Annotated in this window: 18 protein-coding genes, 1 tRNA gene and 1 pseudogene; 8 read left to right on the forward strand and 12 right to left on the reverse strand. The window is 73.2% G+C overall.

What is annotated here, in order from left to right; translation table 11 throughout:
* Position 1: 1 nt before the first annotated feature.
* Both ACNKF0_RS00665 and mobA read right to left on the reverse strand, forming a co-directional pair.
* Complete coding sequence (locus ACNKF0_RS00665; protein ID WP_172257512.1) at positions 2-325, reverse strand: DUF6457 domain-containing protein; 324 nt, start codon at positions 323-325, stop codon at positions 2-4.
* A 47-nt stretch (positions 326-372) separates the two neighbouring features.
* The gene (mobA, locus tag ACNKF0_RS00670) at positions 373-960 is read right to left on the reverse strand and encodes a molybdenum cofactor guanylyltransferase (protein WP_416955052.1); all 588 of its coding nucleotides are present in this window, start codon (positions 958-960) and stop codon (positions 373-375) included.
* A 31-nt stretch (positions 961-991) separates the two neighbouring features.
* On the opposite strand from mobA, the gene ACNKF0_RS00675 reads away from it, so the two are divergent.
* The 5 genes from ACNKF0_RS00675 (at position 992) to ACNKF0_RS00695 (ending at position 4,849) form a co-directional block, all read left to right on the forward strand.
* On the forward strand, positions 992-1,765 hold the full coding sequence (locus tag ACNKF0_RS00675) for a carbon-nitrogen hydrolase family protein (protein WP_416955053.1): 774 nt from the start codon (positions 992-994) through the stop codon (positions 1,763-1,765).
* 11 nt (positions 1,766-1,776) lie between these two features.
* On the forward strand, positions 1,777-3,042 hold the full coding sequence (locus tag ACNKF0_RS00680) for a hypothetical protein (protein WP_416955054.1): 1,266 nt from the start codon (positions 1,777-1,779) through the stop codon (positions 3,040-3,042).
* A 49-nt stretch (positions 3,043-3,091) separates the two neighbouring features.
* A complete protein-coding gene (locus ACNKF0_RS00685; RefSeq protein WP_299930591.1) occupies positions 3,092-3,319 on the forward strand; it encodes a biotin/lipoyl-binding carrier protein in 228 nt (75 codons plus the stop codon).
* A gap of 56 nt (positions 3,320-3,375) precedes the next feature.
* On the forward strand, positions 3,376-4,386 hold the full coding sequence (locus ACNKF0_RS00690; RefSeq protein ID WP_416955055.1) for an aldo/keto reductase family protein: 1,011 nt from the start codon (positions 3,376-3,378) through the stop codon (positions 4,384-4,386).
* 130 nt (positions 4,387-4,516) lie between these two features.
* A complete protein-coding gene (locus ACNKF0_RS00695) occupies positions 4,517-4,849 on the forward strand; it encodes an ArsR/SmtB family transcription factor (protein WP_416958628.1) in 333 nt (110 codons plus the stop codon).
* A gap of 25 nt (positions 4,850-4,874) precedes the next feature.
* Here the strand turns inward: ACNKF0_RS00695 and ACNKF0_RS00700 are convergent, their stop codons facing one another.
* The gene (locus tag ACNKF0_RS00700) at positions 4,875-5,501 is read right to left on the reverse strand and encodes a vitamin K epoxide reductase family protein (protein ID WP_416955056.1); all 627 of its coding nucleotides are present in this window, start codon (positions 5,499-5,501) and stop codon (positions 4,875-4,877) included.
* Positions 5,502-5,631: 130 nt separating this feature from the next.
* Between ACNKF0_RS00700 and ACNKF0_RS00705 the strand changes: the two genes are divergently transcribed.
* On the forward strand, positions 5,632-6,531 hold the full coding sequence (locus tag ACNKF0_RS00705; protein ID WP_416955057.1) for a cation diffusion facilitator family transporter: 900 nt from the start codon (positions 5,632-5,634) through the stop codon (positions 6,529-6,531).
* A 71-nt stretch (positions 6,532-6,602) separates the two neighbouring features.
* Complete coding sequence (locus tag ACNKF0_RS00710) at positions 6,603-7,232, forward strand: hypothetical protein (RefSeq protein WP_416955058.1); 630 nt, start codon at positions 6,603-6,605, stop codon at positions 7,230-7,232.
* Here ACNKF0_RS00710 and ACNKF0_RS00715 read toward each other — a convergent pair.
* The gene (locus ACNKF0_RS00715; RefSeq protein ID WP_416958630.1) at positions 7,225-7,845 is read right to left on the reverse strand and encodes a DUF305 domain-containing protein; all 621 of its coding nucleotides are present in this window, start codon (positions 7,843-7,845) and stop codon (positions 7,225-7,227) included. The genes ACNKF0_RS00710 and ACNKF0_RS00715 overlap by 8 nt on opposite strands.
* A gap of 172 nt (positions 7,846-8,017) precedes the next feature.
* Between ACNKF0_RS00715 and ACNKF0_RS00720 the strand changes: the two genes are divergently transcribed.
* On the forward strand, positions 8,018-9,511 hold the full coding sequence (locus ACNKF0_RS00720; RefSeq protein WP_416955059.1) for a fused MFS/spermidine synthase: 1,494 nt from the start codon (positions 8,018-8,020) through the stop codon (positions 9,509-9,511).
* 27 nt (positions 9,512-9,538) lie between these two features.
* Here ACNKF0_RS00720 and ACNKF0_RS00725 read toward each other — a convergent pair whose 3' ends face one another.
* The 8 genes and pseudogenes from ACNKF0_RS00725 to ACNKF0_RS00760 form a co-directional block, all read right to left on the reverse strand.
* Entirely contained in the window at positions 9,539-10,315 is a 777-nt protein-coding gene (locus tag ACNKF0_RS00725; protein WP_416958632.1) for an HAD-IIA family hydrolase, read from the reverse strand.
* Between the two features lie 123 nt (positions 10,316-10,438).
* The gene (locus ACNKF0_RS00730; protein ID WP_416955060.1) at positions 10,439-12,913 is read right to left on the reverse strand and encodes an MMPL family transporter; all 2,475 of its coding nucleotides are present in this window, start codon (positions 12,911-12,913) and stop codon (positions 10,439-10,441) included.
* Positions 12,914-12,964: 51 nt separating this feature from the next.
* The gene (locus ACNKF0_RS00735; protein ID WP_416955061.1) at positions 12,965-13,624 is read right to left on the reverse strand and encodes a TetR/AcrR family transcriptional regulator; all 660 of its coding nucleotides are present in this window, start codon (positions 13,622-13,624) and stop codon (positions 12,965-12,967) included.
* Positions 13,625-13,972: 348 nt separating this feature from the next.
* Complete coding sequence (locus tag ACNKF0_RS00740) at positions 13,973-14,350, reverse strand: response regulator transcription factor (RefSeq protein ID WP_416955062.1); 378 nt, start codon at positions 14,348-14,350, stop codon at positions 13,973-13,975.
* A gap of 75 nt (positions 14,351-14,425) precedes the next feature.
* Positions 14,426-14,596 (reverse strand): hypothetical protein, encoded by a 171-nt coding sequence (locus ACNKF0_RS00745; protein WP_416958653.1) that lies wholly within the window; start codon positions 14,594-14,596, stop codon positions 14,426-14,428.
* Between the two features lie 227 nt (positions 14,597-14,823).
* A pseudogene (locus ACNKF0_RS00750) lies at positions 14,824-15,084 on the reverse strand (PAS domain-containing protein); the annotation flags it as partial.
* 52 nt (positions 15,085-15,136) lie between these two features.
* Positions 15,137-15,604 carry an aminoacyl-tRNA deacylase gene (locus ACNKF0_RS00755; protein WP_299930624.1) on the reverse strand — a complete coding sequence of 156 codons (468 nt, stop codon included), beginning with the start codon at positions 15,602-15,604 and terminating at the stop codon, positions 15,137-15,139.
* 80 nt (positions 15,605-15,684) lie between these two features.
* A tRNA-Ser gene (locus ACNKF0_RS00760) sits at positions 15,685-15,774 on the reverse strand.
* Between the last annotated feature and the right edge of the window lie 52 nt (positions 15,775-15,826).

A 15,826-nucleotide genomic window follows, 5' to 3' on the forward strand; every position in this document is an offset into this window, starting at 1 on the left:
ATCAGTCCTCGTAGAGGTCGCTGGAGTGGTCGACCGAGGAGTCGTCGGGGACCTCGTCGTCGACGTCGTCGGGGTCGGGCGCGTCCGCGGGCCGGTCCCAGCTCTCCGCGAGCTGCTGCGCGCGGGCGGCGAGGCGCTCGACCTGCTCCGGGTTCGCGTCGCTCGCGCCGGCAGCGAAGCCGAGCAGGTAGGCGGTGATGGGCGCTGCGGTCTTCTGCACGTTCTGCGCGGCCACGCGGGCGAGGTCGAGGACCAGGCCTTCGTCGACCTCGGTCTCGACGTCGAGCACGTCGGCGAGCTCGTCGATCCAGTCGTGGAGGTTCACGAGCCCAATGTCTCGCACCCCACCCGGGTGCGGCAAGGGAGCCGCGCTCAGCCGCGCAGGTCGCGCAGGTCGGACCAGGTGTCGACGTCGACGGCCTCCTCGCCGCTCGCCGCGACCCCGGCGAGGTCGAGGGGTGCGAGCAGGCGGTGCAGCGCCATCCCGTGCTGCGCCTCCCGCCCGGGTCGTACGACGTCCAGCCGGGACGCGTCGAGCACCCCGGCCAGCTGCCGTCGTCCGTCGCCGTCGACGAGGAACGCCCCGTCCCGGCCGGCCGCCGCCTCGCGCAGGCGCCGCATCGTCGCCGCGGTCACGCGCGGCATGTCGACCGCCAGCACGCCGACCAGGCGCGGCACCCGCAGCAGGGTGTCGACCCCGGTGAGCAGCCCGGCGACCGGGCCACCGCGGGGCGGGTCCTCGACGACGAAGGTCACCGGCCGGGCGGTCCGCACGGTGTCCGGTCCTACGACCACGACCTCGTCGGCGTCGACGAACGCGTCGACGGCGTGGTCCAGCAGAGACCGGCCGGCCAGCTCGACCGACGCCTTGTCGACCCCGTCCATGCGTGCGGCCGTGCCACCGGCCAGCACCACGCCCGCGAACCCGCCGGTCGCGGGCGCCGGGTGGTGAGGGTTCATCCCGTCATCCTCGCAGTCCTACGCTGGGGCCATGTCCGACCGGCCCGACCAGCTGCGCGTGCGCGTCCACCAGTGGGCGAGCGGGCTCGACCCCGACGCCAACCGCGCCCGCCTCGCCGAGGTGGAGCCGGGCGCCGACCTGGTCGTCCTGCCCGAGGCCTTCGCCCGTGACTTCGGCCAGGCCGGGTCCGACGTCAGCGCCTTCGCGGAGCCGGTCGACGGGCCGTTCGCCCGCGAGGTCGCCCGCGTCGCCGAGGCGACGTCGTCCACCGTGGTGGCCGGGATGTTCGAGGTCGCGGACGACCCGGCCCGGCCCTTCAACACCCTCGTCGCCGGCGGCGCCCACCCGGCGACGTACCGCAAGATCCACCTCTACGACTCCTTCGGCTACCGCGAGTCCGACCGCCTCACCGGCGGCGCGATCGAGCCGGTGGTCGTCGAGGTGGCGGGCTGGCAGGTCGGGCTGATGACCTGCTACGACCTGCGCTTCCCCGAGCTCGCGCGCCGCCTGGTCGACGCCGGGGCGGAGGTCCTCGTGGTGCCGGCGGCGTGGCTCCCCGGCGACCGCAAGGTCGCGCACTGGCGCACGCTGCTCACCGCCCGGGCCATCGAGAACACCTGCTTCGTCGTCGGCGCGGGGCAGCCCGAGCCCCGCTACGTCGGTCACTCCGCCGTGATCGGCCCGCTGGGCGACGTCCTCGCCGAGGCCGACGGCCGCGAACAGGTCCTCGACGCGGTCCTCGACCGCGCCGACCTCCACGAGGCCCGCCGCACCAATCCGTCGCTCGCCAATCGTCGGCTGTAACCTCCTCGGTCGTGCCTTCCCCCACCTCCGACAGCCCCCGCGGGTCCTCCCGCGGCAAACGGGCTGCCGAGCGGCCGCCCTCGCGGCTGCGGCGGACCCGGAAGGCCGAGCCCGCGAGCGTGACCGCGCCACCACCGGCCGCACCGCCGGCGCCCCCGCCGCCCGCGGTGACGTCGGAACCCGCCGAGCCGGCGCCGGAGGCACCACCCGCTCCGGCCCCCGCGGCCCCGGCGTCGACCGCCCCCGCCGGGACGGGGACGACCCTCCATGACGGCCCGCGGCGCTCCCTGCTCGCCTTCTGGTTCGGCGTGCTGATCCTCGGCACCGCCGCCCTCGGCTGGTCGGCGGTGAGCGGCGCGCTCACCGACGTCGCGGCCGTGGGCGAGGCCGGTGCCGCGCCCGGGTGGCTCGACGGGGCGGGTGCGGTCGCCGTGGTCACCTCCCTGTCATGGCTGCTGGCGACCCGGACCGCCGGCCGCGCACTCGTGTCCGCGGGCCTCGCGCTCGTCCTCGGCGTCGCCAGCCTGCTGGTCGGCGGCCGTGTGCTGCCCACGGGCGCCGCGGTGATGACCTGCGTGGTCGGCAGCGTGTACGCCGTCATGGTGACGGTCCCGGCCATCACCGGGCTGAAGGCGGTCCGTGAGGCGCTGATCGCGGCCCTCGTCGCGGCGGTCGCGGCCTTCGCGGCCGTCGGCTTCGAGCCCACCGTCGCGACCGAGCGGTTCGAGATCGTCGCCCTGCTCCTCGCCCTCGCCCTCGTGCTGGCGATCGTCTACCGCCTCGGCGCCGGCCTCCACGGCCTCGGCCGGCGCGGGATGATCGTCGTCGCCATCGGCCTCGGCGTCCTCTTCGCGACCCTGGCGTACGCCGAGCTGCTGCGGCGCTACGGAGCCCAGAGCTTCGTCTCCTCGGTCCTCGACTTCGCCGACTGGACCTCGGCCCGCATCGGCGCGTTCCCGCGCCCGCTGGTGGTGCTGCTCGGCATCCCGGCGCTGGTGTGGGGCACCCACGTCCGCGCGCGCCGGCGCCAGGGCTGGTGGTTCTGCGCCTTCGGCGTCGCCGCCACCGTCCCGCTCGCGACGGGGCTCGTCTCCCCGGACACCTCCTACCTCGAGGCCGGGCTGCGCGCGGCGTACTCCCTGGTCCTCGGTCTGGTCCTCGGCTGGCTGGTGATCCGTGCCGACCTCGCCCTGACGGGGCCGAAGGGTCGCGGCGGGCGCCGCGCCGAGGAGGCCGGGCCGCACCGTCCCGAGCCGCGCCGCTTCGCCGAGCTCTGAGTCCCGCTCGATCCGTGCGTACGCCCGGGTAACCGCTAGCGTCGACGCCATGGCCCGCCCCACCTCCCTCGAGATCGTCTCCGAGCTGGTCGCCAACGTCCTCACCATCGAGGTCGCCGAGGGCGACCGCGTCGAGGCCGGCGACACCGTCGTGCTGCTGGAGTCGATGAAGATGGAGATCCCGATGCTCGCCGAGCGCGGCGGCACCGTCACCGCGATCAAGGTGACCGCGGGCGACGTGGTGCAGGACGGCGACGTCCTCGTCGTCCTCGACTGAGCCGACCCGTCCTTTCGGGCGGGGACTCCGCCCGGCGCCTCGCTAGTGTCGGAGAAATGGAATTCCGATACCTCGGCAACAGCGGACTGAAGATCTCCGAGATCACCTACGGCAACTGGCTCACCCACGGCTCCCAGGTCGAGAACGACGTCGCCACGCAGTGCGTGCGTGCCGCGCTCGACGAGGGCATCTCGACCTTCGACACCGCGGACGTCTACGCCAACACCGCGGCGGAGACCGTTCTCGGTGAGGCGCTGAAGGGCGAGCGCCGCGAGTCGCTCGAGATCTTCACGAAGGTCTACTGGCCGACCGGCCCCGGCGGCAAGAACGACACCGGCCTCTCGCGCAAGCACGTCATGGAGTCGATCGACGGCTCGCTGCGGCGCCTCCAGACCGACTACGTCGACCTCTACCAGGCCCACCGCTACGACGTGGAGACCCCGCTCGAGGAGACGATGCAGGCCTTCGCCGACATCGTCCGGCAGGGCAAGGCGCTCTACATCGGCGTCAGCGAGTGGACCGCCGACCAGATCCGTGCCGGCGTGGAGCTCTCGAAGGAGCTCGGCTTCCAGCTGATCTCGAGCCAGCCGCAGTACTCCATGCTCTGGCGCGTCATCGAGGACGAGGTCGTGCCGACGTCGAAGGAGCTCGGCGTCTCGCAGATCGTGTGGAGCCCCATCGCCCAGGGCGTGCTCACCGGCAAGTACAAGCCCGGCGCCGAGCCGCCGGCCGGCTCGCGCGCGACCGACACCAAGGGCGGCGCCGACATGATCTCGCGCTTCATGCGTGACGAGGTGCTGGCCGCGGTGCAGGACCTCGAGCCCGTCGCGAAGGACTGCGGGCTGACCATGGCCCAGCTCGCCATCGCCTGGGTGCTGCAGAACGACAACGTCGCCGCCGCCCTCGTCGGCGCCTCCCGCCCCGAGCAGGTCGCCGACAACGTCAAGGCCGCCGGCGTGAAGCTCGACGCGGACGTGATGTCCCGCATCGACGACGCGCTCGGCTCCGTCGTCGTACGCGACCCGGCGAAGACCGCCGAGGGGATGCCGAAGACCCGCGTGGTCTGAGCCCCCCAGCCGCGCACGTGCGGCGGAGATGGCCCCGGAATCGTGGATCCGGGGGCCACAACCGCCGCACGTGCGGACACGTGTCCGCGATGTCGTCCTGCGCCGGATGGCCTAGCATCGTCGCGTGGCGATGAGATCGGAGTCGACCGGGCTGGCGGCCGAGGCGGCGCTGTTCCATGCGCTCTCCGACCCGTCGCGACTGCTGATCGTGCGCCACCTGTCGCTCGGTGAGCACCGGGTGGTCGACCTGACCGCGCACCTCGGCCTGGCCCAGAGCACCGTCTCGAAGCACCTGGCCTGCCTCCGGGACTGCGGCCTGGTCTCCTCGCGGCCGGAGGGGCGGGCGTCGCTGTGGTCGCTGACGAGCGAGGCCGAGCTCACCGACGTCCTCGCGAGCGCCGGGCGCCTGCTCGCGCTGACCGGGGTCGGGGCGGAGCACCACTACGAGGAGCGGCACCCCTGAGCGTGGATCCAGGCAGGCCCGGTCCTCAGAGGAGCGAGGACCAGTAGGACCAGAAGCGCTCGAGGATCAGCAGCACGACCACGAGGAAGGTGCCGAACACCAGCGGCCCCCGCCAGTCGCGCAGGCCGTCCGCGAGTCGACCGTCCGGGGCAGCGCCGAGCGCCCCCGCGGCGACGTTGCGCGCGGTGACGTACCAGAACAGCGGGATCACCACCGCCCACACGACCATGCAGTAGGGGCACAGGGCGCCGATGCGGTAGAGGCTCTGGAAGACGAGCCAGCACACGAACGCGAAGGCCACCGTGACGCCGGCCTGCAGGCCGCGCCAGTACCACGGCGCCAGCCGGCCCCCGGCGAGCAGCGCGGCACCGGTCGCGATGACCACCGGGAAGGCCGCCACGCCGATGATCGGGTTGGGGAAGCCCAGGAGGGCGGCCTGCGCGGACTCCATCACGTTGCCGCAGCTGAGGACCGGGTTGATGCTGCACGTCGGCACGTAGTCGCTGTCCTCGGCGAGGCGGATGCGCTCGATGAGCAGGACCGCCGAGGCGACGAGGCCGACCAGACCGCCGACCAGCAGCCCGATCGCGAGCGGTCGCTCCTGCGGCTCGCCCACCGTGGTGAGCGCGTCGACGGTGAGAGGGGTGCTCATGCGGGGCGGTCTCCTCGGGGCAGGTCGGGTCGGTCCCATCCTCCGGCATCGGCCAACCGCGGCGGGCGCCGGGTTTGACCCGGCATCGCCGTTGGGCGATGATACGGACCGACGACGATGGAGGTACGTGATGGGCGCAGGACACGGGCACGGCCACGCGGGTGCCCGGCACCGCTGGCGGCTCGCCGTCGCCTTCGGGCTCGTCGCGGGCTTCTTCGGCGTGGAGCTCGTCGTGGGCCTGGCGTCCGGCTCGCTCGCGCTGCTCTCCGACGCCGGCCACATGGCCGCCGACGTCGTGGCCCTCGGTGCGGCCCTCGTCGCGACCACGATCGCCACCCGCCCCGACGCCACCGGCCGGCGCACCTACGGCTCCTACCGGGCCGAGGTCTTCGCCTCGGGCCTGACGGTGCTGATCATGCTGGGCGTCGCGGCCTACGTCGTCGTCGAGGCCGTACGCCGCATCGGCGCGGACGTCGAGGTCGCCTCGGGCCCGCTGCTGGTGGTCGGCGCGATCGGTCTGGTCGTCAACCTGGTGTGCCTGGTCCTGCTGCGCGGCGGCGCCGCGGAGTCGATCAACGTCCGGGGCGCTTACCTCGAGGTGATGGCCGACGCGGCCGGCAGTGTCGGCGTCCTCCTGGCCGGGCTCCTCGTCCACCTGACCGGCGACGGCTGGTGGGACACCGTGGTCGCGGTGGCGATCGGCGCCCTCGTCGCCGTACGCGCGCTGGTGCTGGGGCGTGAGGTGCTGGCGGTCCTCGGCCAGCACGCGCCCCACGACGTCGACCTCGACGCCGTCGTCCGCGACCTCGAGGCCGTCCCCGGCGTCGCCGAGCTCCACGACCTGCACGCCTGGACGCTGACGTCGGGCATGAACGTCGCGACCGCGCACCTCGTCCTGCGGGTGGGCGCGGACGCCCAGGTCGTGCTCGCCGCCGCCGGCGCCGCGCTGCGCGAGGGCCACGGCATCGAGCACGCGACGTTGCAGGTGGAGGCGCTGCCCGCGCAGGAGTGCCACGCAGCCACGTGGTGAGCGCACCGGAGGGTGCTGACACACTGGGACCGGACGCCCGATCGTCGTGGCGCTCGACGATGGGGGACCGGGTGACCGAGGCGGCAACGACAACGATCGAGCACCCGTTGACGCCGACGCTGGCCAAGACGGCCAACGTCCTCGCCAAGGCAGCCCTGCTGCTGCTCCTGCTCTTCGCGGTCCTGCACCCCGACCAGGCCAACCTGCGGGACAAGGCCGCCGGCATGCGCGCCATCGGCTACCCGTTGATGTCCTTCACCGTGCCGGTCCTGTGGTGGGCGCTGTGGCGCGACCGCATCTCGTTCCCCTGGCTGCCCGACCTGCTCATCACGATCACCTGCTTCACCGACATCCTCGGCAACCGGATGGACCTCTACGACACGGTCGTGTGGTTCGACGACTGGATGCACTTCATGAACACCGGCCTGCTCGCCGCGGCGTTCATCCTGCTCACCCTGCCCCGCGAGGTGGGCTTCGGGCGCGTCCTCGAACGTGCCCTCGCCTTCGGGGCCAGCGCCGCGATCGCGTGGGAGGTCGCCGAGTACTTCGCCTTCATCAGCCGCTCGACCGAGCGCGAGTTCGCCTACGCCGACACGCTGGGCGACCTGTCCCTCGGCACCGCCGGCGCCGTGCTGGCCGCCGTCGTGCTGCACAGCGCCTGGCGCCGCGGTCACCTGCTCGACCCGCGACCGCTCACCTGATCCCGACCGGGCAGCCCGGCCACCCGCCCGTGCCCAACCGTGCCCGCATCCACCGGATCTCGCGCATCTGGTCGGTCCGGATCGTGCGGGCGAGGTCGGCGACCTCGTCGTGCTCGTCGAAGCCACGCATCAGCAGCTGCTGCGACATCATCACTGCGGCCATGTGGTGGCCGATCATGTCCTCGAGGAAGGCCTGGTCGAGCTCCTCGCCGGTGAGGTCCGTGAGGTCCCGCATCATCGGCTCGTAGGTCGACTCGGCCGGCTCGCCGGCGTACCACCGCTCCAGCCACCCCTCCATGAGGCGGATCTGCGCGGACTGGTCGGCCACGATCCGTCGCCCGAAGGCCCGCATCGCGGGCTCGTCGGACCGGCTGAGCTCACCCGCCGCGGCCACGGCCTCCTGGTGGTGGGCGATCATCTCGCGCAGCCAGGCCGCCTCGTCCGTCGTCCGGACGCCGCCCATGGCGCCGCCCATTCCTCCGCCGATCCCTCCGCCGATCCCTCCGGCCATGCCACTGTGGCCCCATCGCGGACGGTCGTCCGACTGGGCCAGGACCGCCCCGGACGCACCGAGGGCCACGAGCGCCAGCGCGGCGACCAGGACAACGATCATGCGTCTCACGGCGCGCCACCTCCCTCACCTCCTCCGATGGTCGCGCGCCCGGGCCCCGTGCGGCAGGGCCGAAGGACCCCTTCCCCGGGTACGGGCGTCAGCGACGCCCCCGGGGAAGCGGCGCCGGCACCGGCACCGCCGAGGCGTGGAGGTGGCTGACAGGATCGTCCGCATGGCAGACGAGGCGGCGCACGGGCACGACCTGTCCCCGTGGGCCGCGGCAGCGCTGGTGTTCGGCTCCTCGGCGGCGGTGCTGGTCGTCGAGCTGGTGGCGCTGCGGCTTCTCGCGCCGCACTACGGGCTGACGCTCGAGACCAACACCCTCGTGATCGGGCTGGCGCTCACGGCCATCGCCGCGGGCACGTGGGCGGGCGGCTGGAGCGCCGACCGCGTTGCCCCGCGGCCCCTGCTGGGGCCGCTGCTCGGCATCTCCGGCGCGGCCGTCGCCCTGACGCCGGCCGTGGTCCGCGGGGCCGCGGCCGCGGGTGATCCCGGGCTGCTGCTCCTCGCGGCCACGCTGTCGATCCTCGTTCCGGGCGTCCTGCTCTCGGCGGTCAGCCCGGTGGTGATCAAGCTCCGCCTCACCAGCCTCGCCGAGACCGGCACGGTCGTGGGGCACCTCTCGGGCCTGGGCACGGTGGGGGCCATCGTCGGGACCGTCGTCACCGGCTTCGTGCTCGTCTCGCGGGTGCCGGTCAGCGGCATCCTGGTCGGCCTCGGCGTCGTGCTCCTGGTGACCTCGGTCGTGGTGCAGGTGGCCGGACGCCGCGGGCGCAGCGACGCGGTGCTGGGCGTGGTGGTGGCGCTGGCCGGACTGGGAGCCGCGGCGGCGCCGAGCGGCTGCGACGTCGAGACGACCTACCACTGCCTCGCCGTCACGGCCGACCCCGACCGGCCCGACGGTCGGGTGCTGGTGCTCGACGGGCTGCGCCACTCCTACGTCGACCTCGCGGACCCCACCCACCTCGACTTCGCGTACGTCCGGGCGATGGCGTCGGTGGTCGACGCGGCCTTCCCCGCCGGCGAGCCGCTGGCGGCCTACCACCTCGGTGCGGGCGGGCTGACCCTGCCGCGCTGGCTCGCGGCCACCCGGCCCGGCACGAGCAGCCGGGTCTCGGAGATAGACGCCGGCGTCGTCGAGGCCGACGTCCGGCTGCTCGGCGGCGAGCTGCCCGACGGCGTCGACGTCGCCGTCGAGGACGGCCGCCTCGCCATCGACGACCTCGCCCCCGACAGCCTCGACCTCGTCGTCGGGGACGCCTTCGGCGGCGTCAGCGTGCCGTGGCACCTCGCGACCCGCGAGGCGATCAAGGGCCTCGAGGCGGGCCTGGGCGAGGACGGCGTCCACGTCGCCAACGTCATCGACCACGGTCCGCTCGCCTTCGCCCGCGCCTACGTGCGCACGACCAGCGAGGTCTTCGGGGAGGTCGCGCTGCTCGCCGCGCCCGACGTGCTCGCCGGGGAGGACGGTGGCAACCTCGTGGTGGTCGCCTCCCGCGAGCCGCTCGAGCTCGAGGCCGTGACGGCCGGGTTCGAGGAGCGGGAGCTCGACTGGGGGGTGCTGGCCGGTGCCGAGCTGGCCGCCTGGGTCGACGACGCCCCGCTCCTCACCGACGACTTCGCGCCGGTCGACCAGCTGCTGACGCCGTACGGCCAGGCGGGCTGACCGGGCTGACCGGGCTGACCGGGCTGATCAGGGCGTCGTGTCCTCGGGCAGGCACCGCTGCGCGACGTAGGGCACCACGTCGGCGATCGAGTCGACGACCAGCGTGGGGCGGTAGGGGAAGTCCTGCACCTGGTGGCGCTCGGTGGCGCCGGTCGCCACGAGCACGGTGCGCATGCCCGCCTCCAGGCCGCTGATGATGTCGGTGTCCATCCGGTCACCGATCATCACGGTGGTCTCCGAGTGGGCGTCGATGCGGTTGAGCGCGCTGCGCATCATCAGCGGGTTGGGCTTGCCGATGAAGTAGGGCTGCCGTCCCGTCGCCGTGCTGATGAGCGCCGCGACCGACCCCGTCGCCGGGAGCATGCCCTGGGCGCTGGGTCCGCTGGGGTCGGGGTTGGTGGCGATGAACCGTGCGCCGTCGTTGATCAGCCGGATCGCGCGGGTGATCGCCTCGAAGGAGTAGGTGCGCGTCTCGCCGAGGACGACGTAGTCGGGGTCCTGGTCGGTCATCACGTAGCCGATGTCGTGGACCGCCGCGGTCAGCCCCGTCTCGCCCACGACGTACGCCGACCCGCCCGGGCGCTGGTCGTCGAGGAACTGCGCGGTGGCGAGCGCCGACGTCCAGATCGACTGCTCGGGCACGTCGATGCCGCTGCTGCGCAGCAGCCGCACCCGCAGGTCGCGCGGGGTGAAGATCGAGTTGTTGGTGAGGACCAGGAAGGGCACGCCCTGCTCGCGCAGCGCGCCGATGAACTCCTTGGCGCCGGGGATCGGGTCCTCCTCGCGCACGAGGACGCCGTCCATGTCGGTGAGCCAGGTGTGGACGGCGCGGGGTTCGGTCACGAGACCATTGTGGTGCACGGCCACGACGTCATGGGAACCTCCGGTTCGGACCGGCGGTTCCCATGACGTCGCGCGTCCGCAGTGTCAGTGCACCACCGGGTGGCTGCGCTCGAGCTTGGCACCCTCGACGTCGACGTCGGGCAGGATCCGGTCGAGCCACCGCGGCAGCCACCAGGCCGACTCGCCGAGCAGGTGCATCGCGGCCGGGATCAGCAGCATCCGGACGACGAACGCGTCCAGCAGCACGCCGAAGGCCAGGCCGAAGCCGATCGGCTTGATGGTCGCGTCGTGGCTGAAGATGAAGCCGGCGAACACCGAGATCATGATGATCGCGGCGGCGGTGACGACCGAGCGCCCGGCGAGCAGGCCGTGCTGCACGGCGACCCGCGCCGGCGCGCCGTGGGCGTAGGCCTCGCGCATCCCGGAGACCAGGAACAGCTGGTAGTCCATCGCCAGGCCGAAGAGGATGCCGGTCGCGATGATGGGCAGGAAGCTCAGCACCGGTCCGGGCGCGTGGACGCCGAACAGGTCGGACAGGAAGCCGATCTGGAAGATCGCGGTGATGCCGCCGAACGCGGCGAGCAGCGACAGCACGAACCCGAGGGTCGCGGTGAGCGGCACCAGGATCGAGCGGAACACCAGCACCAGGATCACCAGGGACAGCCCGACGACCAGGAACAGGTAGGTCGGCAGCACGTCGGCGAGCTTGTCGGAGATGTCGATCCCGGCACTGGCGTTGCCGGCCACGCCGAGGGTGGCCTCGCCCCCGGAGGCGGTCGTCGGGGTGAGCGTCCGGAGGTTCTGGACCAGCTCCGCGGTCGACTCGCTCGACGGCGACCCCTTCGGGACGACCTGGAAGGCCAGGGCGGACCGGTCCTGCGACGCGCCGATCGGCACGACCGCCTCGACGTTCCAGACCTGGCCGAGCTGCTCGCCCACGGCGGCCTGCTCGGCGACGACGTCGTCCTCGGCGATGGCCCCGGGCAGGTCGGCGACGACCAGCAGCGGGCCGTTGGACCCGTCACCGAACTTCTCCGCCTGGACGTCGTACGCCTTGAACGCGGCGGACTCCGGCGGCTGGGTGGAGCCGTCGGGCAGGCCGAGCCGCATCTGGGTCGCGGGTGCGGCCACGACGAGCAGGCCGACGACACCCAGCCCGAGGACCGTCCAGGCGCGCCTGTTGCTCATCGGCCGGTCGCGGTCGGTGATCTGCTCGTCGTGGGTCCGCTCGCCGGCCGCCAGCCGCGCGCGCTCGCGGCGGCGCAGCACGCGCATGCCGACGAGGGAGAGGATCGCGGGGGTGAGGGTGACGGCCATCAGGATGGCGACCAGGACGGCGACGGCGCCGACGGTGCCCATCAGGCCGAGGAACCCGACGCCGGTGACGTTGAGGGCGAGCAGCGCGACGATGACGGTGACGCCGGCGAAGACGACCGCGTTGCCCGAGGTGCCGTTGGCCAGCCCGATCGACTCGTGGAGGTCGGCTCCCTGCATGAGCTGGCGGCGGTGGCGGTTGATGATGAAGAGCGAGTAGTCGATGCCGACCGCCAGGCCGAGCATCACGCCCAGCACCGGGGTCACGGAGACGAAGTCGACGACGCCCGAGAACGACAGCGAGGCCAGCGATGCGACCCCGACCCCGAGCAGCGCCGTGACGAGCGGCAGGGCGGCGCCGATCACGGTCCCGAGCATCACGAACAGGACGACCGCGGCGATGACGACGCCGGCGATCTCACCCGGGCCGAGGATGGACGGGACGGTCTGCGCGATGTCCTGCGAGGGGTAGAGGTCGACCCCGTCGATGCCCGCGTCGGCGACGAGCTCCTCGATCTCGGTCTTCACCTCGGTGGTGACCTCGTTGGTCGAGACGTCGAAGGTGACGTTGGCGACCGCGGCACTGCCGTCCTCGGACACCGTGCGGAAGGGCGCCGACAGCCGCGACAGCGTGGCGCCCTGCTGGAGCTGCGGCGCCTGCTCGTCGACCTTGGCCTGCTGCCGGTCGATCTCGGCCTGGCCGTCGTCGAGCTGCTGCTCGGCAGCCTCGAGCTGCGGGCGGATGGCGGCGAGCGTGCCGTCCTCGCGCGCCTGGGCGCGCTGCTCGTCGAGCAGCTGACGGCCGGCGTCGATCTGCGCCTGGCCCTCGCGGAGCTGGGCGAGCCCGTCGTCGAGCTGCTCGCGGCCCTCGGCGACCCGCTTCGCCGACGAGTCCAGCTCGTCCTGGGTGGCGAACGGGTCGGACACCTCCGCGACGGAGTCGACCTCCGCGAGCCGGTCGAACAGGGCGACCATCTCGCGCTGCTGCGCGTCGGTGAAGGCGGTGCCGTCGGTGGTCTGGGCGACGATCGAGCCGTTGCCGCCCCCGGCGCCCTCGAAGTCGCGCTCGAGCTGCTGGGAGACCCGGGTCGTCGGGGTGTCGGGCAGCGTGATGTTGGACGACAGCGCGCCGGCGAAGGACACGTACGTCACCGCGGTGACGGCCAGGACCGCCAGCCAGGCGCCGATGACGGCCCAGTGGCGGCGGGCCGCGAAGCGACCGATGCGGTAGAGGAGCTCAGCCATGGTGGCGGCGGGCCTTTCGGTTGCGGTGCAGGAAGGAGGGAGTCGGGTGGGTCAGCCGTCGTGGCCGATGCGGAGCCGCTGGAGCACGCGGTCGAGCAGTGCGTCCCAGTCGGTGCGCGCGTCGGACGGCACGTCGGGGGCCAGGTCGGGGTGCTGCTCGAGCCACAGGCCGGCGATCGTCACGATGCCGCTGAAGAGCAGCGCCAGGCCGATCTCGAGGTCGACCGGGTCGAGGCCGGGCGCGCGACGTACGAGCTGCTGGCGCAGCCGGCCGCCGACGTGCTCGAAGGCGGTCCGGGAGATCCCCTGGGCGCGCTCGTCGCCGATGTCCGGCGCACCGAGGACGCGGTGGATCGTCGCGATCGCGGTGGGCAGGTCGACGCCCCGGGTGGCCTCGGCCACGGCGTCGAGCGCCGCCCGGCCGCCGGCCTCGCCCGGAGGGAGCTCGGTCGTACGGTGGTCGACCTCGGCGAGGAGGTCGGCCGTCGCCTCGGCGAGGATCTGCTCGCACACCGCCACCAGCAGCTGGTCGAGGCCCGCGACGTGGTTGAAGACCGTCCGCCGCGACACCCCTGCCCGGGCGGCGACCTGCTCGACGGTGAACCCGTCGGCCCCGTGCTCGGTGGCCAGCGCCCGGGCGGCGTCGAGGATGGCGCGACGCCGCTCCTCGCGCAGCGCGCTGCGGCCGTCGGTCGGTGGGGTCGTGGTCACCCGCTCATTGTTGCACTCAGTGCAAATAGAGTTCGGATCGTGGTTCCTCTGCGGACTCCCCGCTCGAGCGGGGAGTCCGTCACCTGAAGGCCCGTACAACCCCCTCCAAGTGTCGGGCCACCCCTCCAAGAGGCCGGACGGACCAACGGCACGGCCCCTGCGAGGGCCGTGCCGTAGTCGCGTCGGTGGTGCGTGGCCCCACCGCCACTGGGGGGACCGGACGCCGGCGGGAGGACGACGTACGGGGGCGGTGGACGAGCCCGACGGAACGCGACCGCCTGGCCCTACCGCTGGTGAGACGGGCCGTGTCGCGAGCCATGACGCGGTTCGGCCACGGAGTTTTCTGCCTCAGCCCGCCTCGGCGACCGTGGGCCGGACCGAGCCGCGGACGCGTTCGACGAGCTCGGCGAGGGTGAACGGCTTGCCCAGCACGTCATCGGCACCCGCGCCCAGGCTGGCGGCGACGTGGTCGGTCCCGGCGTGGCCGGAGGTCACCAGGACGGCACCGAGGAAGCCGGCCGCGCGGAGGAAGGCGGTGGCCTCCAGGCCGTCCATGTCGGGCAGGCCGCGGTCCATCACCACCACGTCGACCTGGCGGCTCACGATGACCGCGCGGGCCTCGCTGCCGGTGTCGACGGCGAGGACGTCGAAGCCGGCCCGGCCGAGCGCGAGCTCCATCACCTGTGCGAGGTCGGGCTCGTCCTCGACGATCAGCACGGTGGGCACGCGCCCACGGTACAACCGAAGTACACGCCACACCCACAGAACGGTGAAGCAGTCGTCGCCGGGTCTCCGGCGTCGTCAGCCGGTCACGGAATCGCGGTCGGGGACCTCGTAGAGCCGCGCGAGCATCTGGTGGGCCGACACCGGGCCGACCTTGGTGGGGGTGCGGTCGCTGGTCGCCGCCTCCAGCAGGACCTGCGCGATGTCACGCACCTTGCGGTTGGTGTCGGCCGAGAAGGCGCGCAGCAACGCCCACGCGGTGTCGGCGTCGACGCTGTAGAGCTGGCGAGCACGCCCTTGGCCTGCTCGATCGCGGCGCGGTGCTCGACGAAGTCCACGACCGCCGTGTCCACCTCGGTGTCCACGGCGTCCTGCCGCACGTCCGTGATGTCGACGAGGTGCCCGTGCACGACCCGCGTGCCGTCGTCGTCGTCGAGGTGTCCGGCGGCGAGGACCACGCGGACGGCGTTCCGCGCGGTGCGGATGCGGTGCAGGAAGGAGAAGGGTTCGCTCCGCCGGAGCAGCGCCTCCCGCGACTCCCACGCCGCCGGGACGTCCTCGGGGTGCACGTGCCGCATCACGAGCTCGGTCGTGGGGACGACGGTTCCCGGCTCGAACCCGTGGATCTCGAACATCGTGTCCGACCACCACCACTCGTCGCTGTCGGGCCGGTAGGTGTAGCGACCGACCAGAGCAGCACCCGAGGCCCTGAAGCGGCGGTCCGGCCCACGTCCCATGGGGCGATTCTGCCCAATCCCGTCAGCAGGCTTCAAGATGCACGAAGCTTGATCAGGCGGGGTCGGTGACGTCGGCGACCTGCGCGCCGAGGTGGGCGATGACGTCGTCGGCGGAGACGGTCGCCGCGACCCCGTGCGCACCGGCTCCGAGCGAGATCGCCCGCCCGACGATGCGCTCGTCGGCGACCACGGGCAGCGTGGTCCGCGAGCCGAACGGGGTGATGGTGCCGCGCTCGTAGCCGGTCACCTCCCGGGCGGCCTCGGCCGCGGGCATGGAGATCCGGTTCACGCCGAGGAGCCCGCGCAGCTTGGGCCAGGAGATCTCCCGGTCACCGGGCACGAGCACGAAGAGGTGGTCGCCCTCGCCGCGGCGTACGACCATCGTCTTCACGACCGCGGACGGCTCCACCCCGCGCGCGGCTGCCGCCTCGGCGAGCGAGCCCACCCGTCCGTGCCGGGTGACCTCGTGCGCGATCCCCGATGCGGCCAGCGCGCGGAGCGCGGGGTTGTCCTCGTCCACGCGAGGAGCGTACGACGCCCCGCGCGGGCCCGGGAACGACGATCGGGCCGGTCCGCAGAGGACCGGCCCGATCGGTTGGCTGGCGGTGGCGGTGGGATTTGAACCCACGGTGGGTTTGACCCCACACATCATTTCGAGTGATGCACCTTCGGCCGCTCGGACACGCCACCGGGCGGAACGTTACCGGAGGAGACGCGCGAGCCGAAAACCGGCGGTGGTCCA

It is taken from the genome of Nocardioides sp. T5 (genome assembly GCF_048161455.1).
GTDB lineage: Bacteria > Actinomycetota > Actinomycetes > Propionibacteriales > Nocardioidaceae > Nocardioides.